Below are 21,440 nucleotides of genomic sequence, written 5' to 3'. Positions count from 1 at the left end.
TTTTTTTCAAGCCGCTAATCAGTTGGCTGCGTCATTCATAAAATCTAATGATGGCGCAAAGAATGAAGACCCCGTTAACGCTTGAGTGAAGTGCATTAGGTGGTCATGATGACCGTCTGCATCGCCATGGATCATACTGTGTAGCATTTTTTCAAAATTCACCGAATTTCGACAGTTAGAAATAAACATGAGTCCCTGCTCTTTTACTGAGCCATAAGGCATACTCTGGCGCAAAATTTCCATTGAATTGCCATTTTCATCTTTTAGATTAACCCGCTTAATATGGCTGGTTAATGGCTTATCGTCCGATGCATATTCAATATTATCAATCTTAGTACGACCGATAATGTCTTCCTGTTTCTTCTGCGGTAGTCGATTCCATTTACTCAGGTTATGAGCAAACTTCTGCACATGTACATAACTGCCCGCTTTAAAACTAATGTCTTCATCACCGACTAATGCTACATCTTGGCGATGCCTACCTTTAGGATTTTCTGTGCCGTCAACAAACCCAGTTAAATCACGATTATCCATGAACTGGAAACCACGCTCTTCGTCAACCAGCTCAACCAAACCTTCAAACATCTGGCACACTTCATTGGCAACAAGGTGAAGTATGTCAAAGCGGTCACAACGTAAGTGAACAAATAGGTCATATTCGTGAGCGGGCGCATCACGATTATCAGCATTCATCGCAGGAAAAGGCCTTAATTGCGCAGGACGTTTAGCTGGATATAGGCTATCCCAGTAGTTGGCACCAATGGCGACAAAACCATTAAAAGCGCTATCAGTATATTGATCTGATAATTCACAGATATATTGCGCTACATTTGCAACACAAGGACGCAGTTGTGATTCAATACCATCCTCGGCATTAAACATCAAATAGACACTGTGTAAATTCCCCTCAGCACACACACCCAGCTGTTCACGTGGCATAACCTGACTATCCATTTAAACCCTACCTTTACCAGTTTCAATTTCGGCACTATTATCCGAAACTTTAGCGATTAATAGTACTAACAAGCCCACAAATCGGTAAAACGAAACCCCAATAACTTTGTAGAGTAACGTTTTTTCATCTAGGCAGCCATAATGGTTTACAAAAATGCTACATCACCATCAAATTAATGGTTTAGAACAGAACCAAGCCATGAGGCGCTACGGATAACTTGACCCGCTGTCCTATTCCAAGTGTCGTTAGCGCCGACTTTATATCGTAAAGAGTTTGCCCTACTTGCACTCGATAATGACAGATGTTCCCGAGAAAGCGTCTCTCTATGATTTCAGCGCTACCTTCTGCAACAGCAGCAAGTGTTATCTGTTCAGGCCTCAGTAATAACTCTGCACTGCTGCCAACACCGTTACCCAACGGCGTGGTACTTTGAACCTCCCCCAGCACAGTAGAAAAATGATGAGCCCCAGTCACTTCGCCTGAAAGATAATTTCCGCCACCCAAAAAGTCAGCCACATATCGATTACTTGGCATTGAATATAACTGCTCTGCATCACCGTATTGCGCGATTTTTCCATCTTGGAATAATGCCAGCTTATCCGCAAACACAAAGGCCTCATCTTTACTGTGAGTCACAAAAATAGCGCTAACATTACGCTGCTTTAGAATGGCACGAATCTCAAGCATCATCTCATTACGCACTTTCGCATCGATATTTGAAAAGGGTTCGTCCAGCAATAATAGTTCAGGCTCATAGGCCAAGGCTCGGGCAATTGACACCCGCTGCTGCTGGCCACCCGAAAGCTCGTGGGGATAACGCGATCCTAAGCCATCCAGCTTGACCAGTGTCAACATCTCATCTAAACGATGCGCACGTTCCGCCGTCGTTAACGCCTTAACGCCAAATAACACGTTTTCAGCCACCGTTAAGTGCGGAAACAAAGCGTAATCTTGAAATATCATCCCCACTTCCCGGGCTTCACTGGGAACAAACAGCTTGTCAGCAGAAAGTAATCGGCCATTGATGCCAATTTTGCCTTGGGATATGCCTTGTAGCCCCGCGATAGCGCGTAACAATGTGGTCTTCCCGCAGCCACTGGGACCAAGGAGCGCAGCGATTTCTCCTTGCGCCACATTCAAACTCAGCCCATTCAAAATAACTTGTCCGCGATAATCACTATGAACGTTTTCTATTGTTAACGTCGACATCTTAAGTACGCTGCTCCAAAGAACGATTTAAATAGATAAGGGGCACTAACCCCACAAGGACAATAACGATTGCCGCTAACGCACCATGCTCTAACTGTTCATCAGAGACAAATTGATAAACATACGTCGCAAGGTTCTCAAATCCGACAGGCCTTAACAACAACGCAGCTGGTAACTCTTTCATGCACTCGATGAAGACCAACAGCAGCCCAGCGAATATTCCCTTGCGAAGAAGAGGTAAATGAACTCGTTGCAATAACGCCCCAGGTGTTAACCCCATGGTGACGGACGCCATATCTAGCGAAGGACTGATCCGCTTATAGCTATTTTCTACACTACCAATCGCAATGGCGACAAATCGCACCGAAAAAGCAAACACCAACACAAATACTGTGCCGCTGAAAAGTAGGCCAGGGCCTCGCGTATCAAACAAGGCATATAGGTCATTAATGGCAAAGTCGAGGTAAGTGAGTGGAACTAATATGCCTATCGCTAGAACGGTACCCGGTAAGGCATAACCTGTTGATGCCAGACGTGATGGCAGTAGATCAACTGGGCGTGGGCTACAACGTCGTACAAACATTAAAATCACTGCGATCGCCACGGTCAGCAGGCTCACGATGGCGGCAATATAGAAACTGTTAAAACTGTATTTTAGAAAGTCGTTGTTCCAACTGACATCGAAGTAGTCCCACGCATAGTGTAGCAATATGATAAAGGGTAGCAGGAAAGCCAAAAATAATAAGGCCATGCAATACAAACCTGCCCCCAACGCTTTAATATTACCTAGCTGATACCGATCCCCATAGTTGAGCTCAGTCTGCTTTTGAAACAGTTTTTGTTTACGCCGGGCAAAGCGCTCGATGCCGATCATACAAAACACTACCAATAGCATAATCGCTGACAACTTAGCGGCGGCAGCTAAACTACCATACCCCAGCCAAGTATCGTAAACCGCCGTCGTTAAGGTTGGCACGGCAAAATAACTAACCGTCGCAAAATCAGCTGCGGTTTCCATAGCAACTAACGACGCGCCAACAGCAATAGCAGGCCTAGCCATTGGCAAACTTAAACGCCAAAAACTCTGCCAAGGTCCACAGCCCATAACCCTCGCTGCATGCTGAAGGCTTGAGGATTGCTCCATAAATGCCGTACGTGCAAGCAGATAAATATAGGGAAATAGAACCAGCGCCAACATCACCGATGCACCCGCTAAGGTTCGCACATCAGGAAAAAAATAGTCTTGAGGAGATTGCCAACCAAATAGGTATCGTAACCCTCGCTGAATAGGCCCCGCGTAATCCAAGAGATCCGTATAAACATACGCAACAACATAGGCTGGCATTGCCAGGGGTAACAAGAGCGCCCACTGGAAAATGTGCCGTCCAGGAAATTCGCAACGAGCGATTAGCCACGCAGCAGGCACCGCAATAAGTGCCGCGCCAATACAGACTGACACCATTAAAATGAGAGTGTTACTAATGTAGGTAGGTAAAACGGTATCGAGCAGATGGTCGAAAACAGATTCGTCGGGCGTGGCAGCTTGAAGTAGGATAGCAACAAGAGGGAGTGTCAGCGCAGCGGCTATGACATACCCCATAATTGACCAACGTTTAGAAAAACCTAAAATCATCAATAATCCCATTTAGCTTTATGACGTAATTATCAGCCACAAACCTAAATCAAAACTTAAATAAGAACGATTATAAGTCACATAATTGCGACCTAAGCCTCATAAGTCAAAAAAGCCCTCCGAAGAGGGCTTTTTTAAGCGATGATATCATTACAAATCGAATTGAACTTCATCTAACAACTTAACCGCAGCTTGATGGTATTGCGCTAATTTAAATACAGGTAACTCATCAGCTTTAAAGTTGCCCCACGACGCGACTAACTTAGACGGCGCGACGTCAACCTTTACCGGGTATTCCATATTGATCTCGGCATAGGACTTCTGCGCTGCATCACCCGAAAGATACTCCATCAGCTTTATCGCGCTCTCCCTATGTGGTGCAAACTTCGCCAATGCCATACCGGAAACATTGATATGCGAACCACGGTTATCTTGATTGGGGAAGTTAATATTAACCGCTTCAGCCCAAGGCACTTGCTTTGGATCTTGCAACATTTTACCTAGATAATAGCTATTACCGATAGCGATATCGCACAAGCCCTCTTTAACCGCTTTAACTTGACCTCGATCATTGCCCTGAGGTTTACGTGCAAGGTTCGCCTTAAACCCTTCAAGCCAAACCTTGGCATCAGCTTCACCATGATGGGCAATCATCGATGCCACGAGGGAGATGTTGTAAGGGTGTTTACCACTGCGCGTACAGATCTTGCCCTTATATTGAGGGTCGGCTAAATCTTCATAGTCAATATCAAGAGGGCCAAGACGCTCTTTAGATGAATAGATATTGCGTACCCGCTTTGTTAGTGCGTACCAATTATTCTCAGGAGATCTTAGCGCTGTGGGGATATTAGCAACCAACACCTCACTGTTAACAGGGGCAACAAGTTCTTTATCTGCAAGCTCCATCAATCTCGAAAAATCAGAGGTTAAAACCAGATCTGCCGGGGATAGCCTCCCCTCTCGAGCCATACGTTCTGCAATGCCATTTTTAGAGAACACGACATTAACTTTGATACCAGTCTCTTTTGTAAAATCGGCGAGTATAGGTTCAATTAGAAATGCCTGGCGATATGAGTAAACCGTTAATGTCTCAGCCGCATTAGCCATTGAAGCAACGCAAGCTAAACCCAACGCAGCTAAACCTTTTTTCAACTTCATTCGAACTCTCCGTATTTAACAAAACTTGAATGATAATGGTTATCAATTGCGTGTAGGGTAATCAATCCTTTGCACAACAGCAAGCAGATTCGCTCGAAAATCCCACCCATCTATCATTTTTTGACCGAACAAGATCAAGCCACTAAACTCAAAATAACGACAACAAAACGGAATTTATATGTTGGCAGAAATTTTAGCTCTAATACTGGCCCTACTACTACTGCTGTTTCTGTTTAGGCACAGGTTTATAAAACCCAAGGTAAGACGCAGCTTTAAACCTGCAAGTAATGAGCAGCATAACGCTAAAACCACCTCAATCAGCGAAGATATACCGCTGCCCGCACACACTGTTGTGTCGGGTATTCACCCATTCCATAGCGTTGAAATCGTCGACGACTCAGGCCTATGTAAAAATGCTCAAGCACTTAAAGGAAAACGATACCTATCCCATGAGGCGCCAACACTCCCGCTTGCAGGGTGTAGTGGGCAAGATTGTGAGTGCCGCTATATTCACCATGAGGACAGGCGAAATCAACATGAAGAACGACGTTTAGATTTTGGCGTGACTCATGAGCTTTATGGGGCCTTCGGTGAAACAAACCGCAGAGCATTACGGCGAAAAGGCCGCAGAGAAACCGATCGCCAATCATCACTCCATAGGTAAGGTGATAATAAGCAGCTCTAGGATACTAAATCCCCTTTAACGATTCGGCTTGGTTTGCTCAATCGCATCGAGCGTTTCAAACTCCAGTAGCCAACGCGCAGTTGCCGGTGCCACACGCCGCCAATCAAGGTCAGGATGACGGAAATCTAAGTACTGCAATAAGCAACACAGACCCATCTTTTGAATGGTCACTTCACTGCCGCAAGTCATCGACGATAATTCAATTTGAGTCAGCCCCCGGAGAAGTGCCTGTTCAAACCGAGAGGTCCAAAATGGACTGCGGACGCCTTCCTCCTCTCGCATCTGTTCTTGTCTGAGGGCAACCGCACTATCTAACAATCCTTTAATCAAAGAGAACTGCGTCATATGTCGCCAACGAAGTTCAGCAGCATTAAATAACTTCTCCTTGCAATACTGATTATCGAGATAACGTAAAATCACTTCGCTATCAAACAATGCCTCACCGTCATTGAGTATTAGACAGGGGATCTTTCCAAGCGGATTGGCCTGTATGAGTTGCTCACCATTTTCAAGCGGGTTGACCTCAATTTCACGAATATCTGCAATAGCATAGTAACTCACAACCACTCTCACCCATCTCGCGTAAGGTGATGCATCTGAAACAAGTAATTGCATTGGTTAACTCCCTATTTTCACCAATATTTTTCAACCGTGATCTGCCCAGGTGCTCGGCGTAAATTTTTTACCAAGCCACGTTCATTTAACTGCGCACTAAGGGTTTTTATCATCTCGGGATGGCCACAAATCATTACCTGAGATGATTCAGGAGAAATCGTTAAACCCGCCTTATCCTCAATCTCACCCGCTGCCATGCCCGTGGGGATCCGACAATTCATCGCACCATCAAATTGTTCACGGGTCACCGATAACACCAGTTTCAACTGATCGCCATATTGCGCTTTTAAAGCCAATAACTCCTGGTAGTACGCAAGATCTGCTGCAAGCCGCACCCCATACACTAACACTAGGTGCTCAAAGCGTTGCCATGGCTGTTCCGTTCTCATCATCGAGACAAAGGGGCCGACTGCCGTGCCTGTCGCAAACAGCCACAGATCTCGACCTTGTTGCGGAAGCTCATCTAAGGTCATAAAACCACTGGCTTTAGTTGAGATATCGATACTGTCACCAACTTGCAACGCCTGTAAGTTGGGAGACAACTGCCCCTCCTCGACGCTTACAGCCAAGACCTCTAAATAGTCATCAGACGGCGCATTAACCAAGGAGTAAGCTCTAGCAATACGCTTACCATCAATATGTTGAGAAAGCTTGATAAACTGCCCAGCGATAAAAGGCGCTATGTCAGCCGACAATTTTAAAGTGAAAAGTTGATGATTCCAATCAATACGCGCTATCACCTTAGCCTCTTGCCACATATATCCACCTTATCGTCATATTATCTATCTTGGCTTTAAACCATCATTAACCTTATATTTACTCGAGTCAAGATAACAAAAAGCCCCTAAATAGTAGGGGCTTATAAAGAAAGTACTTACTGTTTACCATTACTATGAGGTTGGGGCCTCGGGCTCGGAAAAACTGTCCCTAAATGCTTGCAACCCCTCCTGCACTAGACTGTAAGTTTGATCGACACCATCAGCAATATCTCCCTCTAGCACTTTTAATCCCGACAATATATCTTTGGCCTCATCAAACCCTTGATCAATAGCCCCGCCAATTTTATCCATGAAAGAGTTCAACTGCTCATCAAACGAGAGTCCACTATTTTGCTCTTGATGGATAGCAAAAAACTGAGTCGCAAAGCTAACTATACGTTCAGCAGTTGCTTCCGGTGAGGTGTCTACTCCCTGTTCAACAGCAGTTTCAATTGCATGCTCGCCCATTGTTGGTGCCAGCTCTTCATTAATCGCTTCAATCGCAGCCTTATAAAGTAGCCGCATAGGTTCATTGCTTGAGCTTAAATTGACCTCTTGCTGCGCCGCGATAATGGCCGTGTTCATCATCTGTTTACTGGCAGCCAGAGCGGTTTTGTTTTTTGCCACCTCTGAGACTTGTTGGCCATGATTACCAGAAGTTTCAGTCTTGTTACGCGCAACTTCTGACACTGCGCCGCCGTGGTTCTTAATCTCCATTACAGCCTCACTTAATTTTAAAAGACGATAGCTTATCTCTAAGTATCGACCATTATTTAATCAACTTTAGTTTTTATCTTGTTTTATCAATAAAGATTGGATGATAGGCTAACTAATCGTGTCGCAACCACATTCACCATCCATAGAGATGATTCTTATGCATATAATTAAGTTATTGATCGCAGTTCTATTACTACAATCCGCGCCACTTGTCGCCGCTGAGCTGCATGAGTCAAAAACAGTAATATTGGTTAGGCATGCTGAGAAAGATAGCCAACGCCCCGATCCTGGGCTAACCGCAATAGGACAACAGCGCGCAATAGCACTAATGTCAACGCTTGAACGCACTCCACTATCGTTAGCAATCACCACCCAATTTCGCCGCACTCAAGAGACATTAGCGCCTCTTATCAGCGCTCGTAGCCTAAACCATGTCAGTGTCACTGCTAGCAAAAATATCGATGAGCATATCCAAGAGATCTCACAATTAGTGTCAGGAGCTAAAGGAAACGTGATTATTGCGGGTCACTCCAATACAGTTCCGCTTATCATAGCTGCACTCGGAGGGCCTACATTGGCCAATTTATCAGAAGATGAATATGACAAGTTATTCATTTTAACCTTACCTAATGAAGGGGCATTAAGTATAGTTATAACCCAATACGGTCTAAGTTCGGGCAATGAATAACCGCTATATATATTTTAGTTCGATAAGGCTAGATTTATGCGCCATAATTGACTACATTAGCAAATTATGGACAAAAGACGTGAAGCTACGTCTGAACTGGAGGATCTGGTGAGTAACTCTTTTTTTGATTCAGCGGGTAAGAGTAAACCATTATCTGTAAGCTGCCAAAATTGCGATAGATTAACCGTTATTGAAGGAGAGACTATCTGCTTCAAAGGAGGGGAAATCATTCGACTAACCCCTTATGAGTCCGACACTAATAAACTCAGCCTTTTGTGTGATGGCTGGAAAACCGTTAACACGAAGAAAACAGCTTAAGCTCCAACCATTCCAATATAGTCTCTTGAAGATACCTTAGGTTCACGTGTAATCCCCGCTATTGACGTAGATTGAGGGATCTTTGATAAGGTTAATCCCCTCGTCGTAATTCGCAAATACGCCATTAGCTGAGAATAGATGAGCTGCAACTCTTCTTGCTCTATTCCACGTTTTTTCAATGTCGCCATAATCGCCAACCAATCGGTATCAACCATACTTGTTTGGCCTTCAATGCTTGCGCGTATTGGAATGTTTTTCATCAGCATAATCTCGCTAGGGTTATCTTTTAGCCCTATTATGCAAAGCTAACCTGAACGAAGGCTTAATTAGTAGGCAAATAACAATAAGCCTTTCTTTAGCAAAGTGATCGCTGGCCTCTACAGCCAGCTTAACCCATGAAAAATCGATTAACTTTGTTGATGTTGAACTGTCCACAGTTTTTGATACAAGCCCTGCTGGATAATCAGTTCATCATGAGTGCCTCGTTCGACAATACTTCCCTTACTGAGCACTAAAATTTGATCAGCATCGACTATCGTCGACAACCTGTGCGCGATAACCAAACTCGTATGCCCTTGCGTCATCTCTTTCAGCGCAGTCAAAATCGCTTTTTCTGAATGGCTGTCTAACGAAGAGGTCGCTTCATCAAATATGAGTAGGGGCGACCCCTTCAAAATGGCTCTCGCAATCGCTACCCGTTGCTTTTCACCACCAGAAAGTTTTAAACCTCGCTCCCCTACTTTCGTGTGCCAGCCTAACTCAAGCTGTTTCACAAATGCAGACAGATGCGCCATTTCTATCGCTGCATTGACCTCCTCATCGCTAGCATTTGGGTTTGCGTAGCGGATATTTTCAAGCAGTGAATCGTTAAATAGCACGGTATCTTGTGGCACAATCGCTATCGCACTGCGCAATGCATCTTGGGTCATCGCCGAAATATCGTGCCCATCAATGAAAATGCTGCCTTGGTTTGTATCATAAAAACGAAACAGCAATTTAACTATGGTAGATTTACCCGCACCGCTGTCGCCCACGATGGCAACCTTCTGTCCCGGCTTTAACTCAAAATCGATCGCTTTAAGAATCTGGCGCTCACCGTAACTAAAACTCACGCCCTCAAATTTTAATGCACCTTTTGTAATGGAAGGCGTCGTCGCTGTTGGAAGGTCGTTAATAAGCGGTTGTCGGTCGAGCAAACTAAACATACGTTCAATATTTGCCAACGCACCTCTAATCTCTCGATAAACAAAACCTAAAAAGTTGAGCGGCATAAATAACTGCATCATGAAGGCATTAATCAACACAAAATCACCAATGGTCATCACCCCTTCTGCGACATGCTTTGCAGCCAACGCTAACATTGCGGTCATAGCAAAAGAGATGATTAATGCTTGGCCGACATTTAACGCAAATAACGACAATCGATTTTTTCTCTTGGCCGTTTCCCAGCGCTCCAGCGCGTGATCATATTGCCGTGACTCATAGCTTTCATTATTAAAATATTTCACGGTTTCATAGTTAAGCAAACTATCAATTGCACGCGTATTTGACTGTGAGTCGGCTTGGGCGGCTTCGCGCACAAAACCCGTTCGCCACTCCGTTGCTATGACAGAAAATGCAATATAACCAACAACGGCAGCAAGCGTAATCGCTGCGAAAGCCAAGCCATAGTTATAAAATAAAATCCCCACAACGAGGCCTATTTCTAACAACGTCGGCACAATATTAAACACCATGAAACGCATCAAAAAGCTGACACCGCTAGTACCACGCTCTATGTCCCGCGACAAACCGCCGGTTCTTCTTTCTAAATGAAATGCCAAATCTAATCGATGCAAGTGCTCAAAAACCGACAAGCCTAAACGCCGGATAGCTCGCTCTGTCACGCGTCCAAATAAAGTATCTCTAACTTCTGAAATAACAGTGTTCAGCAGGCGCATGCTGCCATAGGCAACCACTAGCGCTATCGGTACGCTAATCATCTGTTCAGTCGATGCACCGCTTAATGTATCGACTAACGCCTTTAAGACAAAAGGCAAACCAACACTCGCAAGTTTTGCGATGACCAAGCACATCAGTGCTAAGGCCACTCTTCCCTTAAACTCCAGTAAATAAGGCCAGAGTAACTTTAAAACATGCCAATTTAGTTTATCGATGGGGCCGTCAAAATAGAGGGAGGGGCGCATGATTGCTCCATAAACGAGTTGATACAGTAACAAAAAGATTACAGTTATGGCTTTAGCCTAGCTGCCAGCGACTGATGCATATCATTTAACAAATTAGCTAACTGCAGCTAGAAGCGCGGCCAATATTATACCCCATTAGGGATAAACTACTGCCCACTTATATATAAGCCAGACAAGGCAGTAATACTTTTGACCTACTTTTTACTTTAAAAACTATACAAAGGGATTAGACTAACAAGATAATTTACCGATTGCTGTCCAAATGAGAGTTATTATTGTTATCTCTTTTGAGAGATTTTGATACTCTTTGCTACATCTTTTGGTTCACCACCAACAGCTCTTAAGCGTCGGGAATAATCCCAATATTGATAAAGGAAACCGATATGCAACAATCATCTGAAGTACAGTACCCTCCGCTACCACTGATACAAACTTGGGTATGGATGATGACCGAATCGAATACCCCTGAGATCCAACAAAAAGGGCAGAGTAATTTAATATCGTCTTTTGGCAGCCTAGCCAAAGCCAATGAATACCTAGTTAAACAACTCTCAAAATAAAAAAGGAAGCCAGCGGCTTCCTTTTTATGCGCAATAGCATCACGTCAGTATCAACGTAAGGCTCTTCTCGATATGATACTTTGACTTAAGGTCTCAAGCAGTTGCTCTGTGTCATCCCAACCAATGCATGCATCAGTGATACTTTGCCCATAACGAAGAGGTTCACCTTCGATATAATCTTGGCGCCCCTCAACTAAATGACTTTCAACCATCACGCCGAAAATAGCCTTTTCGCCCGCGGATAGTTGACCAGCAACATCTTCTGCAACCACCATCTGACGCTTAAACTGTTTAGAACTATTAGCATGACTAAAATCCACCATGATATTGGTATCTAGCCCCGCTTTGTTTAAGTCTTCTGTGATCGCTTTAACATGGACTGCGCTGTAATTCGGCTCTTTACCACCACGCAAAATAATATGGCAATCAGGGTTACCATTGGTCGATACAATAGCTGAGTGACCAAATTTAGTGACAGAAAGAAAGTGATGCGGGGCACTAGCAGCGCCGATAGCATCGATAGCCACTTTGATGGTGCCATCAGTGCCATTTTTGAATCCAACAGGACAAGACAAACCCGAGGCCAACTCGCGGTGAACTTGAGATTCTGTGGTTCTAGCGCCAATGGCTCCCCAACACATCAAATCTGCAACGTACTGCGGCGTGATCATATCCAGAAATTCACCAGCTGTTGGCACCCCAGCATCATTGAGGTCTAACAGCAGCTTTCTTGCTGTCCGTAAACCATCATTCAGTTTAAAGCTATTATCCATATAAGGATCATTGATTAACCCTTTCCAACCAACCGTTGTTCTAGGCTTTTCAAAATAAACCCTCATGACTATTTCTAACTGATCTTTATATTTCTCACGCAACGGTACTAAACGCTTTCCATACTCAAGCGCCGCAACGGGATCATGAATAGAGCAAGGACCAACCACAACCAATAAACGGTCATCTCGGTGCTTTAAAATATTATGAATATTTTTACGTGCATTGAATACTGTTGCGGAAGCATTTTCTGTAGCCGGAAATCGCTCCAAAATAGCGATAGGAGGTAATAACTCTTTAATTTTATTAATACGAACATCATCGTTTTGGTAATACATGGTATAAATTTACACTCCGGCTAACGGTTAAAAATAAGATCTCTCTTCTGCATAACTGCATTCAATTTATCCAGTATTAGCTCCAGTTGCAACCAAACAATAGAAAAACCCAATAAATAAATTTAAATCATTGTATTTAAATAAATTTAATAATTCGATATCACAAAAAACTAGCAAGTTAAAAACTCATCAAACAGCAACTAGCTATAAACAGTTAACATTTATCCAAAAATAGTTTATAACTCTTTAAACCACCTAGTTAACAAACACAATATCTATAGAAGCTCACCCTTTGCTGTCTACCTCACTTTTTTAATTCGATTATTGGCAGAGATTGAAACAGATAACGGTTAAAGCACCATGACGGCGAAAATAACAAGCGATAACAAACTGCGATATCATCGACAGAATATAGGTGCACCGCTAGCTCTGCAGCGCAATGACTAAGCAAAAATAGGAATATACTCAGATGAGTGGACATAGGGAGCGCATCAATTAAATGACAAGAGTTTCACTATGGTTTTGCTGTCTATTAGCATGGACTCCTGTAATGGCAAACCACGTGCCAGTAAAAGGGGTATCTTTTGCAGTCAGCAATAGTATTCCGCCCTATTTCTATGCTGACAAGAAAAGCGGCCTACAATACGATTTACTCAAAGCGGCTCTTGCCACCCAAAACTTGGCTATTTCACAGCTGTATTTCTCTCCCAACAAACGCGCCGCTCGTCAGGTACAAACGCACAATGTTGATTGCTTAATCAACGCCCACCCAAATATTGAAGGGTTGTTTTACACCCAAAGTTTGATTGAATATCAGAACAGCGTTTTCAGTCTAAGTAAAAATCAATTTGTCATTAACAGCATTGCCGATCTGCAGGCAATCTCTTTAAATGGATTTCAGAATGCGACCAAATATTTAGGTCAAGAGTTTCGTGATATGAGCAGAAATAACAGACAATATAACGAATCAAACAGCCAACGTAGCCAAGTACTGATGCTCTTTACTGGTAGGGTTGAAGCGATTGTTATGGAAAGACGTATATTTGAACACTATCGGAAACTGCTTGCTCATAAGATTGACACAGAACAAGCGATCAGCGAACACTCTCTTTTTGCACCAGCACAGCGAAAAATAGCCTGTTTTAATGACACGCTTCGTATGCAAATCGATGAAGGGATTTCAGCCCTTAAGCAAAGTGACACGATAATGCGACCAAGTAAACTTAACTCTTAGCCCCATCAATGTGTTTTCATTGCATGTAACTTAGCTTGATAGCGTTGTTTATTATGTTCGTCGCCAGATAAAGCCAGCGCTTTCTCTAAATTACGCTTCGCTTTATCCTCATCACCGGTAGCCCAGTAAGCACGAGACAAACCAAAATAGAATTCATGCCGATAGTTCGCCTTTTCCACTGCACGTTTATACCAAGTTAGCGCCTCATCATACTGCCTGTCGAAATACGCTTGTTGCGCCATATCATAATAGTAATAGGGATTACGGATCCGAGCGAGTTCAAGGGTCTTGTGAACTTCAGCCCACTCCTCTAAACGGTTTTGGCTAGATAAGAGCACAGCGTAGTTAAACAGCGCGTTCATATCTTCTCCATCTTGACCCAATGCTAGTTTATAAACCGTTTCCGCCGCATCATCTAAGCCTTTATAACGATACAGAATGGCTAAGGTATTCAATGCCGGAACAAAGTCGGCCTTCAACTGTAAACTTTGTTTGATATGGCTGTAGGCCTTATCAAAATCGCCCACAACAAGTGACTCTGCCGCTACATTGTTGTAGAACATCGCCATAACTGTTGCCTTATCAATCTGCTTTTTTGCATAGCCTCTTACTGATCGTTCAGGTAAAAAATCAACCTGAATCGCTTGCTTAGAAACATGAAACGTATCATTAGTCTCTTTTGGTATCAGGCGTAAATTGATATGCCCATTAACCAGGTAAAAGTCTCCCTGTTTATCCCATATAGGGGGCACCTCAATCTCTTGAAACTCAACATCAACATCTAGCGCATCAGCCATTGCTGCAGTCAATAACACTAATGAAAGACAGTTACCCGCTCGGTCACCATAGGTGTCGGCGGCAACTCGCGTCATATTGTCTTGATACAAAAAGCCGCCATTATCAGCATTGATATAGTCCGCTAACCATTGATTGGCGAGCATGTAATTGCGCGACATACGGCTTTTGCTAAATTCTACACGCAACTGTTGAGTGGCCAAACTAGGAAGGTGAAACAGTGCCGTAGGGGCGATAGCTTCTGTCTGAACAAAGTGTTGGTCAAGAAAGTATTGCTCGACGTTATCGACGCTAGGCTTTGAAGAGGTCGACGCACAGCCTTGAACAAGCGCCAATACAACAAGAAGAGTGCTGAAAGTTCGTGTCATCATTTTGCCACCTCAATCGAAGTTCATAAGATCCATCATAAAGTAGGCTTTTGACTTTTGCAGGAGCAAAGCGTTACAAAATATTAACAGTTAAACGGCTAAAGGTACCTAAGATTCATTCACCTCCCAGCGCTCTCCAACCTTATTACTCAGGCGGATCAATTTGAATAAAGACTTCTGAAGATTTTTTGCCCGTTTCTTGGTAGTGATAAGGCCGATAGAACGCTGCGCCACAACCATAATGACGATAGGGCCGTTGAATGAGCACGCAGCCAATGGGTAACGCTTGTAATACCTGTATCTGTTGTTGCAACCTTAGTGACTCTTGCCATGCGTGTTCTTGCAATACCTTATCTCGCACCGCAAACGCATCAAAAGGTTCACTTGATTTCCTCACAACAACTTGCCCCGCCCACGATAACGGCAGGCAGAGCAGTAATAACAATAGGACAATTAAACTTGTACGCATAACCGCTCCCCTTTCCCAACAATCTTGAGTGATTATGACACAAAAAAACAAAGCCCTGATACCTACCGGCCAGGGCTCTGTACTATCTATTGCTATATAAGCTCATTAACTTGCACTTTTAAGCGAGACAAACTCTGGGTAAGCATCAATACCACAGTCAGAAGCATCCATACCGTTATACTCTTCCTCTTCTGTGACTCGAATGCCCATCGTCACTTTAAGGACGTACCAGACCACAAATGATGCCGAGAATACCCAAGCGAAGATAACCGCAGCACCGAATAGCTGACCACCAATGGTCGCATCGGCATTTGAAAGTGGCACCAGCACTAAGCCAAATAGACCAGCTACACCGTGCACTGAGATAGCACCGACAGGATCATCAATCTTTACTCGGTCAAACATCACAATCGAGAACACCACTAAACCACCAGCAGCTAAACCAATCATTCCAGCGACAGGTAGTGATGGAGATAACGGGTCGGCGGTAATGGCGACTAAACCTGCCAATGCACCATTTAAGATCATGGTTAAATCGGCCTTGCCCCATACCATCTTACATACAATGAGCGCAGATATCGCACCGAATGCCGCAGCTGAATTAGTGTTCACAAATATTTTGGCTACGGCTGAGGCATTTTCAGCATCAGAGACGAGAAGTTGCGAGCCTCCATTAAAACCGAACCAACCCATCCACAAAATAAACATACCTAATGTCGCCATCGGCAGGTTAGAACCAGGGATAGGGTTAACTTGGCCATTTGCACCATATTTACCTTTACGCGCACCGAGTAGTAGCACGCCAGCTACCGCTGCCGCCGCGCCAGCCATATGTACGATTCCGCTGCCAGCAAAATCAACAAAGCCCGCTTCAGATAAAAATCCGCCGCCCCAGGTCCAGTAACCTTCCACGGGATAGATCACCCCAGTCATCACAACCGAGAACACTAAGAACGCCCATAACTTCATACGTTCAGCAACAGCGCCCGACACAATAGACATTGCGGTTGCCACAAAGACAACTTGGAAAAAGAAGTCTGATTCCAATGCATGGTCAGCGTCACTGGCCTGCGAACCAATCAAGCTAGCAAACGATGGCAACCAGCCTCCTTCAGCGTTGTCGACATACATAATGTTGTAGCCAACAATCAAATACATCACACAAGCAATTGAGTAGAGACAAACGTTTTTCGTTAAAATTTCTGTGGTATTTTTAGAGCGTACTAAGCCCGCTTCTAACATGGCAAAGCCTGCGGCCATCCACATCACTAGCGCGCCAGAAATCAAAAAGTAAAAGGTATCTAATGCAAATCTCAATTCGGTAACGGTTGCACCTAATGCTGTTAACTCTTCCATCATCATCTCCTCTTATAGTGCTTCGTTATCGAGCTCACCCGTACGAATACGCAGAACTTGATCCAAATCGGTTACAAAAATCTTACCGTCACCAATCTTGCCAGTGCGTGCTGCAGCAACAATCGATTCAATAAGTAACTCAACGTTTTCGGATTTAGTCGCAATGTCTAATTTCACTTTGGGTAAAAAGTCGACTTGGTACTCAGCACCACGGTATAGCTCTGTGTGCCCCTTTTGACGACCAAAGCCTTTGACCTCAGTCACTGTCATGCCTTCAATGCCAAGTCCTGCTATCGCTTCTCGCACATCATCCAATTTAAATGGTTTGATTATTGCGCTGATTAATTTCATGCCAGCCTCCGAATCGTGAATGGTATTTTGTTATGCCAAATACAATTCAATCATCAGGCCAACTATAAAATCTATATAAAAACAGAGCCTTAAGAAAAAACAGCGACATCAGATTGCATAATAATGCACCAAATAAGTGCGACTATGCAGTGCGCGCACAATAATAGGGCGAGATAGATATTCGACTTATAGACGATTGGTTAACCGCGAATCAAAGGTATGATGATGTTAAATCGCAGAGGAGTTACTTATGTTAAACCCGCAGGAGAGTGTTCTCATCATTGTCGATGTCCAAGGCAAGCTGGCAAAGATGATGCGTAACGCGCAAGCTTTAGAAGATAATATTTCCACGCTAATCGAAGCCGCTACACTGTTTAATATTCCCATTCTGTGGCTTGAGCAACTGCCAGACAAACTCGGGGCAACAAGCGACAAATTGCGTGAACAATTAGTCGCTGCACATCAACCAATCGCTAAGGCACATTTTAGTGCCTGGCACGCACCAGAATTTAGGGCAGCACTGACCGCAACTGCAAGGAACAATGTTTTGCTAGCGGGGATTGAAACCCATATCTGCGTGTACCAAACCTGCCGTGACTTATTGAGCAACCAATACCAAGTTCATGTGATTGCCGACGCCGTTTCATCTCGAACAGCAGAAAACAGAAGCTTAGGTATTGAGATGATGCTGCAACATGGGGCGCTGCTTAACAATACAGAATCGTTACTGTTTGAGTTACAACAAGAAGCAAAAGGTGAACGGTTTAAAGCACTGTTAAAGTTAATTAAATAACGGCTGTAAGAAATATAGCCCCTGAAATAAAAAGCCCCGGTCAACTGACCAGGGCTTTTATCATGTAAGGTAAATGATATTAGTAAGTCGCTTCGCGCTTCTTAGCTTCTTCATCCCACTTAGGTAGAGTCGTTTTCTTGAACTCTTCTTTCGCAGCGTTCATCTTCTTCATATCCATACCTAATGCTGCTTGAGCTTTAGCTTTGGTTGAAGTGTCTGGGTAAGCAATCGGTTGCTTAACACCTTTAGTTGCCAGTAGTTGTGCTAACTTAACGCGTGCATCACCCGCTTTGTCAACCGCAGTACCAAGTACTCGTAACGCTTCATCAGCTGCGTGAGCTGCTACACCATGAGAGGCAGTAGCATAGTCCCAACGCCATTGTGAATGACGGATATCCATAAGGATAGGCTTCATTTCAGCTTCAGTTGCACCGGCATCCCATGCAGCTTTCGCTTCAAAGTGAGCTTTAACTAACTGAGCTTCAACACGTGCTTTAAGGTCAGCAACTTTAACTTTACGTTCTTTCGTTAAGTTAACCATGAACTCTTTGCTTTGCTCATGACACGTTGCACAAGTTTCTTCGAAACGATCAAATGGGTTACCCACTTTGTGATCGGTGAACTTACGGCCTTCTGCATTTTTAACTTTAGGCATATGACAGTCAGTACAACTTACGTTGTTCTTACCGTGCACGCCTAACTGCCAAGTTTCATAACCTGGGTGCTGTGCTTTTAGCATTGGAGTCTTAGAAACTGCATGGGTCCAATCTGCGAACTCCATATTGTCATAGTAGACTTCCATCTGCTCAACGGTTGTGCCCATATCCCAAGGGAACTTGACAAAACCTTTCTTCTCTTTGGTCTTTTCAAAATAGTATTCTACGTGACACTGACCACATACCATTGACTGCTTGTCTTTCTTAGACGCTTTGTCAAAAGGAGTGCCAAGTGTTGCCATGGCGCGATCGGCAAATGGACGAGACATACGTAATTTAGAAGAACCTTTCTCGTGACAATCACCACAACCGATAGTGTTGACGATTTCAGCGCCACCTTTGTACCACTTACCGGCAAAGTAACCATCTTCACCTTGCTCTTCGATGACGCGAGGTACATCCGGGCTCTTACAAGACCAACATGCCATTGGCATTGGGCCATCTTCAGCAGACTTAGGAGCGCCAGTACGAAGGGTATTACGTACATCCGTCACTGCATACATATGACCACGGGGTGCATTGTAATCTTTTGCGAAGCCGTAACCTGCCCATAACACAACTAGACTAGGTACTTCTTCAAGCATATCTACAATTTCTTTGCTTTCAGCTGTGTCGTGCCAGCTTTCATACTGCTTTGAAAACTTATCTTTATAAACTTCATTACGTGGCTCAGTTTTATCACTTGCCATCACGCCAGTAGCCATTAAGCTTGCGGCGACCAAAGCACTTAGTGCAAAGGTTTTTCTAGTTAATGTTCTCACCATCTCATCTCCGTGTTACTTTTTATAGTAGTCTAAATAACCACATCATCTCCAAGGCCAAAGTTAGCTGCTTAAGCCAACTAAAAATATACCCCTTATGGGGTATCCGAGATAAAGTTTGAGTTAGATCATAATGTAAACGTGTTGTTGGTCACATTTTTACCAGATTGTTAACTTTATAAACAATCCCTAATTAAGCAGAATAGTCCGTATTCTTTATTTTTTCCTAATAATTTAATGAGTTCTAGTCAATGAAGAAAGGCAGTCTTACCTCCACTATTTTTGGGGTAATGTTAACATTAATATTACTTTCTAGCGGTCTTGCAACCTTCGCAATAGCTAATTTGGCATACAGTTTGGGCGATGCCAGAGCCATCAACGCATCAGGCTCGCTGCGCATGCAAAGCTACCGTTTGATGTTTTACGCCAACTCTGGCAGCGAACAAGCAGACGAAAAAATCCAGGAGTTTGAAACAACCCTTTACTCTGATGCTCTCAAACGTTCTTTGGGCTGGATGACACCTGATGAATTGGCCGACCAATACTTATTAGTCATACAAAAATGGAAGTTAATGAAACTCTATATTGAGGAGGAAAATTCACGCCTATATGCGGCCTCGTTAAAAGACTTCGTCGATACCATTGACTTATTGGTGTTAGAAACAGAGCAACACGCCGCATTTAAGCTCCGATTATTAGCCGCAAGCCAGATAGCAGGCTTAAGCTTAATGCTGTTGATCGCCTTCTTTGCTGTGCGTTTTACTAAGCGCAAAGTAGTGCAACCTCTACATCAATTGATGGAATCAGCCAATGTCATCTCTAAAGGTAACTTCGATGTTGACGTCCCCCAGAGTGAATATATCGAGCTGAGTGCATTGAGCAATGCCCTGGCCAGCACAGCTAAAGAGCTATCTGCGCTCTATAGCAATCTAGAAAACCAAGTACAAGAGAAAACTTTTGCCCTCACCCGTGCCAACAATGAGCTCAAACTCCTATATGACAACTTAGTGATGTTGCACTCGGGAAAGTTAGATATCAGCACCTTGAAACAAGCCTTAAACCAACTGCGTATTCACGAACCGAATACCTTTCTTCGCTTAGTTATTTCACAAGATGATAAAGAAAAACTCGTCATTGAAGCTGACGGCGGTTGGCCGCTATCAAGCGTGACCCAAACCCGTTTTGCACTTAAGTTTGATGACAATGTGTTAGGCTATTTAGAGGTCACCTCAACCGATGAGATCAATCACCCATTATTTGAAAACTTCGCCATCATGTTGGCTCGCTCTATCGTCATCTACAATGCTGGTGAGCAACGTCAACAACTAGCCTTAATGGAAGAGCGCGGGGTCATCGCCCGTGAATTGCACGACTCTTTAGGTCAACTATTGTCATTTTTAAAAATCCAAGTGAACTTACTTTCTAAAGGGCTAGATGTGGGTTGCCGCAGCCCACAAGTTGAGCTACAACTGTCTGAAATTAATGAAGGAGTAAATACCGCCTACGTTCAGCTACGTGAATTGTTGTCCACCTTTAGGCTAACGATCAAAGACCCTAATTTAAACCATGCCATAGAGGTCATGCTTGATCAGCTCAAAAGTAAAACTGACGCGGTCATCACCCTGGATTACAAACTACCAATGCAACTACTGGGCGCCCATCAGCATATCCATGTATTACAGTTAACACGGGAAGCCACATTGAATGCGATTAAGCACGCCAATGCCAAGCATATTGATATTTCCTGCACAACCGATGGCTGCGACGTGCTCATTAGTATTAGCGATGATGGTGTCGGGCTCGAAAAGTTAAAAGAACGTGATCAACATTTTGGTATTGGGATCATGCATGAACGCGCAAGTCGGCTATCAGGTGTGGTAGACTTTCGCAGCAATGACAATGGCGGTACCACAGTAACACTTCAATTTCCGCCCGAACAGGAACCTAACCAATAGGTTAGTGCTTTCCATTTTGGCAGTATGTTTAACATCAGCAAAAAGACGCTG

At 43.8% G+C, this 21,440-nt stretch carries 22 protein-coding genes; 7 read left to right on the top strand and 15 right to left on the bottom strand.

Annotated elements, in window-relative coordinates; translation table 11 throughout:
* Positions 1–18: 18 nt before the first annotated feature.
* From BEL05_RS15925 to BEL05_RS15910, 4 genes are all read right to left on the bottom strand, one after another.
* The gene (locus tag BEL05_RS15925; protein WP_069671779.1) at positions 19–954 is read right to left on the bottom strand and encodes a Dyp-type peroxidase; all 936 of its coding nucleotides are present in this window, start codon (positions 952–954) and stop codon (positions 19–21) included.
* Between the two features lie 181 nt (positions 955–1,135).
* Positions 1,136–2,164, bottom strand: coding sequence for an ABC transporter ATP-binding protein (locus BEL05_RS15920; protein WP_069671778.1), 1,029 nt, complete (start codon positions 2,162–2,164; stop codon positions 1,136–1,138).
* A 1-nt stretch (position 2,165) separates the two neighbouring features.
* Positions 2,166–3,797 (bottom strand): ABC transporter permease, encoded by a 1,632-nt coding sequence (locus tag BEL05_RS15915; RefSeq protein WP_028762398.1) that lies wholly within the window; start codon positions 3,795–3,797, stop codon positions 2,166–2,168.
* A gap of 150 nt (positions 3,798–3,947) precedes the next feature.
* A complete protein-coding gene (locus BEL05_RS15910) occupies positions 3,948–4,955 on the bottom strand; it encodes a Fe(3+) ABC transporter substrate-binding protein (protein ID WP_028762399.1) in 1,008 nt (335 codons plus the stop codon).
* 178 nt (positions 4,956–5,133) lie between these two features.
* Here BEL05_RS15910 and BEL05_RS15905 point away from each other — a divergent pair, with 178 nt between their 5' ends.
* Positions 5,134–5,619: a hypothetical protein gene (locus BEL05_RS15905; RefSeq protein ID WP_069671777.1), complete on the top strand. Its 486-nt coding sequence runs from the start codon at positions 5,134–5,136 to the stop codon at positions 5,617–5,619.
* A 36-nt stretch (positions 5,620–5,655) separates the two neighbouring features.
* Here BEL05_RS15905 and BEL05_RS15900 read toward each other — a convergent pair whose 3' ends face one another.
* The 3 genes from BEL05_RS15900 to BEL05_RS15890 all read right to left on the bottom strand — a co-directional run bounded on the left by BEL05_RS15900 (position 5,656) and on the right by BEL05_RS15890 (position 7,730).
* Positions 5,656–6,255, bottom strand: a complete 600-nt coding sequence (locus BEL05_RS15900) for a glutathione S-transferase N-terminal domain-containing protein (protein WP_069671776.1) — start codon at positions 6,253–6,255, stop codon at positions 5,656–5,658.
* A gap of 17 nt (positions 6,256–6,272) precedes the next feature.
* Positions 6,273–7,013 (bottom strand): ferredoxin--NADP reductase, encoded by a 741-nt coding sequence (locus BEL05_RS15895; RefSeq protein WP_069671775.1) that lies wholly within the window; start codon positions 7,011–7,013, stop codon positions 6,273–6,275.
* Between the two features lie 132 nt (positions 7,014–7,145).
* Positions 7,146–7,730: a DUF5610 domain-containing protein gene (locus BEL05_RS15890; RefSeq protein WP_069671774.1), complete on the bottom strand. Its 585-nt coding sequence runs from the start codon at positions 7,728–7,730 to the stop codon at positions 7,146–7,148.
* Positions 7,731–7,887: 157 nt separating this feature from the next.
* On the opposite strand from BEL05_RS15890, the gene BEL05_RS15885 reads away from it, so the two are divergent.
* Both BEL05_RS15885 and BEL05_RS15880 read left to right on the top strand, forming a co-directional pair.
* Positions 7,888–8,418, top strand: coding sequence for a phosphoglycerate mutase family protein (locus BEL05_RS15885; RefSeq protein ID WP_139151904.1), 531 nt, complete (start codon positions 7,888–7,890; stop codon positions 8,416–8,418).
* A gap of 108 nt (positions 8,419–8,526) precedes the next feature.
* Positions 8,527–8,736, top strand: coding sequence for a hypothetical protein (locus tag BEL05_RS15880; protein WP_028762404.1), 210 nt, complete (start codon positions 8,527–8,529; stop codon positions 8,734–8,736).
* On the opposite strand, the gene BEL05_RS15875 is transcribed toward BEL05_RS15880, so the two are convergent.
* Positions 8,733–8,996 carry a hypothetical protein gene (locus BEL05_RS15875; RefSeq protein WP_028762405.1) on the bottom strand — a complete coding sequence of 88 codons (264 nt, stop codon included), beginning with the start codon at positions 8,994–8,996 and terminating at the stop codon, positions 8,733–8,735. The genes BEL05_RS15880 and BEL05_RS15875 overlap by 4 nt on opposite strands.
* 147 nt (positions 8,997–9,143) lie before the next feature.
* On the bottom strand, positions 9,144–10,922 hold the full coding sequence (locus BEL05_RS15870) for an ABCB family ABC transporter ATP-binding protein/permease (RefSeq protein WP_028762406.1): 1,779 nt from the start codon (positions 10,920–10,922) through the stop codon (positions 9,144–9,146).
* Positions 10,923–11,305: 383 nt separating this feature from the next.
* On the opposite strand from BEL05_RS15870, the gene BEL05_RS21080 reads away from it, so the two are divergent.
* Positions 11,306–11,482 carry a hypothetical protein gene (locus tag BEL05_RS21080; protein WP_169731088.1) on the top strand — a complete coding sequence of 59 codons (177 nt, stop codon included), beginning with the start codon at positions 11,306–11,308 and terminating at the stop codon, positions 11,480–11,482.
* 50 nt (positions 11,483–11,532) lie between these two features.
* Here the strand turns inward: BEL05_RS21080 and aroG are convergent, their stop codons facing one another.
* On the bottom strand, positions 11,533–12,591 hold the full coding sequence (aroG, locus tag BEL05_RS15865) for a 3-deoxy-7-phosphoheptulonate synthase AroG (protein ID WP_069671773.1): 1,059 nt from the start codon (positions 12,589–12,591) through the stop codon (positions 11,533–11,535).
* 550 nt (positions 12,592–13,141) lie between these two features.
* Between aroG and BEL05_RS15860 the strand changes: the two genes are divergently transcribed.
* The gene (locus tag BEL05_RS15860; RefSeq protein ID WP_069671772.1) at positions 13,142–13,825 is read left to right on the top strand and encodes a transporter substrate-binding domain-containing protein; all 684 of its coding nucleotides are present in this window, start codon (positions 13,142–13,144) and stop codon (positions 13,823–13,825) included.
* A 5-nt stretch (positions 13,826–13,830) separates the two neighbouring features.
* Here the strand turns inward: BEL05_RS15860 and BEL05_RS15855 are convergent, their stop codons facing one another.
* The 4 genes from BEL05_RS15855 to BEL05_RS15840 all read right to left on the bottom strand — a co-directional run bounded on the left by BEL05_RS15855 (position 13,831) and on the right by BEL05_RS15840 (position 17,164).
* On the bottom strand, positions 13,831–14,991 hold the full coding sequence (locus BEL05_RS15855; RefSeq protein WP_069671771.1) for a tetratricopeptide repeat protein: 1,161 nt from the start codon (positions 14,989–14,991) through the stop codon (positions 13,831–13,833).
* 142 nt (positions 14,992–15,133) lie between these two features.
* On the bottom strand, positions 15,134–15,457 hold the full coding sequence (locus BEL05_RS15850) for a hypothetical protein (RefSeq protein ID WP_069671770.1): 324 nt from the start codon (positions 15,455–15,457) through the stop codon (positions 15,134–15,136).
* Between the two features lie 105 nt (positions 15,458–15,562).
* On the bottom strand, positions 15,563–16,813 hold the full coding sequence (locus BEL05_RS15845; RefSeq protein WP_028762410.1) for an ammonium transporter: 1,251 nt from the start codon (positions 16,811–16,813) through the stop codon (positions 15,563–15,565).
* A gap of 12 nt (positions 16,814–16,825) precedes the next feature.
* Positions 16,826–17,164 (bottom strand): P-II family nitrogen regulator, encoded by a 339-nt coding sequence (locus tag BEL05_RS15840; protein WP_028762411.1) that lies wholly within the window; start codon positions 17,162–17,164, stop codon positions 16,826–16,828.
* A gap of 250 nt (positions 17,165–17,414) precedes the next feature.
* Between BEL05_RS15840 and BEL05_RS15835 the strand changes: the two genes are divergently transcribed.
* Positions 17,415–17,957 (top strand): hydrolase, encoded by a 543-nt coding sequence (locus BEL05_RS15835; protein ID WP_028762412.1) that lies wholly within the window; start codon positions 17,415–17,417, stop codon positions 17,955–17,957.
* Between the two features lie 79 nt (positions 17,958–18,036).
* On the opposite strand, the gene nrfA is transcribed toward BEL05_RS15835, so the two are convergent.
* Entirely contained in the window at positions 18,037–19,437 is a 1,401-nt protein-coding gene (gene nrfA, locus BEL05_RS15830) for an ammonia-forming nitrite reductase cytochrome c552 subunit (RefSeq protein ID WP_069671769.1), read from the bottom strand.
* Positions 19,438–19,685: 248 nt separating this feature from the next.
* On the opposite strand from nrfA, the gene narQ reads away from it, so the two are divergent.
* Positions 19,686–21,389, top strand: coding sequence for a nitrate/nitrite two-component system sensor histidine kinase NarQ (gene narQ / locus BEL05_RS15825; protein WP_028762414.1), 1,704 nt, complete (start codon positions 19,686–19,688; stop codon positions 21,387–21,389).
* Positions 21,390–21,440 lie beyond the last annotated feature (51 nt).

Source organism: Shewanella colwelliana (genome assembly GCF_001735525.1).
Taxonomy (GTDB): Bacteria; Pseudomonadota; Gammaproteobacteria; order Enterobacterales; family Shewanellaceae; genus Shewanella; species Shewanella colwelliana.
The sequence above is the reverse complement of the archived record's forward strand: the minus strand, read 5'-3'. Positions and strand labels throughout refer to the sequence as shown.